This window comes from Tropicimonas sp. (assembly GCF_047971885.1).
In the GTDB taxonomy this organism is placed as follows: domain Bacteria; phylum Pseudomonadota; class Alphaproteobacteria; order Rhodobacterales; family Rhodobacteraceae; genus Tropicimonas.
The window spans coordinates 1-2682 of the sequence record NZ_JBKEAE010000132.1; the positions used below are offsets into that span (position 1 = coordinate 1).

Annotated in this window: 4 protein-coding genes; all 4 read right to left on the reverse strand. The window is 67.4% G+C overall.

Features of this window, described 5'->3' with window-relative positions; all coding sequences use genetic code 11:
- The coding region (locus ACK5IR_RS11280; RefSeq protein WP_416928926.1) for a sugar-binding transcriptional regulator at positions 1-989 on the reverse strand (989 nt) is incomplete at its 3' end.
- A gap of 65 nt (positions 990-1054) precedes the next feature.
- Positions 1055-1705: a dihydroxyacetone kinase subunit DhaL gene (gene dhaL, locus ACK5IR_RS11285; protein ID WP_416928928.1), complete on the reverse strand. Its 651-nt coding sequence runs from the start codon at positions 1703-1705 to the stop codon at positions 1055-1057.
- A 45-nt stretch (positions 1706-1750) separates the two neighbouring features.
- On the reverse strand, positions 1751-2392 hold the full coding sequence (dhaL, locus tag ACK5IR_RS11290; protein ID WP_416928930.1) for a dihydroxyacetone kinase subunit DhaL: 642 nt from the start codon (positions 2390-2392) through the stop codon (positions 1751-1753).
- The coding region (locus tag ACK5IR_RS11295; protein WP_416928932.1) for a dihydroxyacetone kinase subunit DhaK at positions 2392-2682 on the reverse strand (291 nt) is incomplete at its 5' end. The genes dhaL (ACK5IR_RS11290) and ACK5IR_RS11295, both read right to left, overlap by 1 nt.

Consider the following 2682-nt stretch of genomic DNA (forward strand, 5'->3'; position numbering starts at 1 on the left):
ACCGCGTCCACGGGGCGTTTCGGCAACCGGGGAACCAGATCGCTCTGCCCGTCGGCGGTCAGAACCCCCATCCCGGTCGTCGCGTCGGTGACCAGAACATTCGCGTAACCGCCGCGAAGCGTCGCCAGTATCGCCGGTACCTTGTCGATGCCGCCGGCAATGGCGATCCGCTGCCGGACCCTGGCAAGCCCGTCCAGCGTGATACCGACGGTCCGGGCATCGAGCGGCCCCTCGACGGGGCGGCCCATATCGTCGATGTAGCGCCCCACGATAGCGCCGACCGCGCCGGAATAGGCATCGCGGAACTGCGGCGCGTCGTGAAGGAACCCGGACAGGTGAAGGGTGGAATTCGGCCTGACCGAGGCAATGCCGAAGACGATCCGGTTAAGCTCGTCCAGGCAGGCAAGCTGCTCGCGCACCGGCGTTTCCTGCAACAGCAGATCGCGCAGTTCCGGGCTGGACAGGATCGCCGGCGCCGACAGCGGAATGCACTCGGCCCGGATGGCGGCGGCCATTTCGGTGGCGCAGGCCGCGGGCGTATACGGAACATGCGCCGCCGTCGACCCGGTGGCCTGCACGACGCGCACATCCTGAAGATCGTCAAGGTCGAGCGCCTGCGCAACGGCCAGCACCGTGCGCCCCCAGCCCACGCCGACGGTATCGCCCGATCGCAACAACCCCCGCAGCACCTGCGCCCCGGCGGAGCCGAGCCGCTCAAACAGCGAACGCCCGCCGCCCTCGCCGGGAACGATCAGACAATCCTTCAGCCCGAAATGGTCGGTCAGCGCCCTGGCGACAGAAAGGGAGCGGAGCCTGTCGGTCTCGATCGCGATATTGACGATGCCGCGATTACGCGCCTCGGCGAGATAGGCCACCACGGACGCGCGCGAAATGCCGATGACGCTGGCGATCTCGCTCTGGGTCAGCCCTTCCTCGTAATAGAGCCAGCTTGCCCAGAGCAGGGGATCGTCACCGAACCGCAGCGGCATCCGGCCACTGTCCTGCGACGCGGCACTGTCACAGCGCGGAGCGCCGGCTGTGGGTTTCGGCGGCATCAGCCAAGCCTCTGCGCAAGAACATCGGCAAAACAACCGACGATTATCGCAGCCGAGGCCGCGCCGGGATCGATATGGCCCAGGCTGCGTTCGCCCAGCCGCGCCGCCCGGCCCCGCGCCGCCATCATGGTGCGGGTGCTTTCGGCGCCATGATCGGCCGCGGCCCGCGCCAATGCCAGCGCATCGCGCAGGGGCATGCCCTGCCGCCGCGCCTCGCGCACGGCCTGCCCGACCGGCAGCCATACGTCCATCATCGTCTTGTCGCCGGCAATCGCCTTGCCGCGCGAACCAATCCCGTCGCCGACAGCCGCAAGAAGCATCGGCGCCTCGTCTGCGTCCAGACTGCGGCGCCCGTTGGCATAGACACCGGCGCGCAGGAATCCCGCAGCATACAGAGGGCCCGTCGTCGCGCCGACCGCATTGAGAAAGGTCCCCGCGCTGAGCGCGAACAGCGCCGACAGATCGGTGGATTTCGGATCGACCTCGTTCAGCGCGCGCAGGATGGCCGAGGAACCGCGCGCCATGGTGGAGCCGTGATCGCCATCGCCGATCTCTCCGTCGAGCTGGCCGAGATAGGCGGTTGCCGCACCCATGCGCCCGGCCATCTCGCGCAGCACCGCAACGATGTCTTCGGAATCCACCTGCTTCATTCCTTCACCCTGACCCGATTGCCGGGCCGGGCACAAGACCGCCCGTCACGTAACGAGCCGTGCCCGCGCCCCGTTCGAGAGCGTACAGAGAATCAGCGCGCACGAGGTGGCACCGGCATCGAGCACCCCGCGCGACCGTTCCCCGAGCCGCGACGCCCGGCCGACCCTTGCCACCATGTCGACCGTGCTGTCGCGTCCGGTCTGCGCGGCCGCGCACAGGCGTTCGAGCGCACCGGCCATGCCCGCGCCGTCATCGAGCGCGGCCCTGTAGGCAGCCACCGCCGGCGCATAGGCATCGAGCAGGGTCTTGTCGCCGACCCGGGCGGATCCGATATCCATCACCTCGTCGAGGCCGGCCTGAAGCATGTCGCCGAAGGTTCCGGCATCGATCCGCTCCCTGCCTTCGATCGTCTCGGCCATGCCCGCGAACATCATCCCGTAGAGTGGCCCCATGGAGCCGCCGATCTCGGACATCAGCACGTCCGACAGCGCGGAAAGCGCCTGATCCAGACTTTCGCTGCCGTCGAGCCGCTCGGCGGTGCGGCCAAACCCCTTGGCCATGTTCACGCCATGGTCGCCATCGCCGATCTTGCCATCTATTTCCGACAGGTAGGCCCGGTTTTCCACAACGACCCGGGCGATTTCCGCCACCAGTCCGCCAGAACCTGCATTGGGGATATGCTCCATCAGCCCCTCCAGTTGAAAGCGGGGCTTTCGGCATCGGAATCGAGCAGCCCCTTCAACTCGTCATCCAGCGACATGATCGTGAGCGTCGCGCCAACCATTTCCAGCGATGTAAAGTAGTTGCCGACATAGGCGCGATAGACGCTCAGCCCGCGTGCCGCGATCCGGCGCTCCATCCGGTCGTAGAGTACATAAAGCTCGTCCACCGGTGTCGCCCCCAGCCCCGAGACCAGCACCGCCACCTCAGTCCCGGCCGGAAGGTCATGATCGTCGAGCACGATCTGCACCATCTC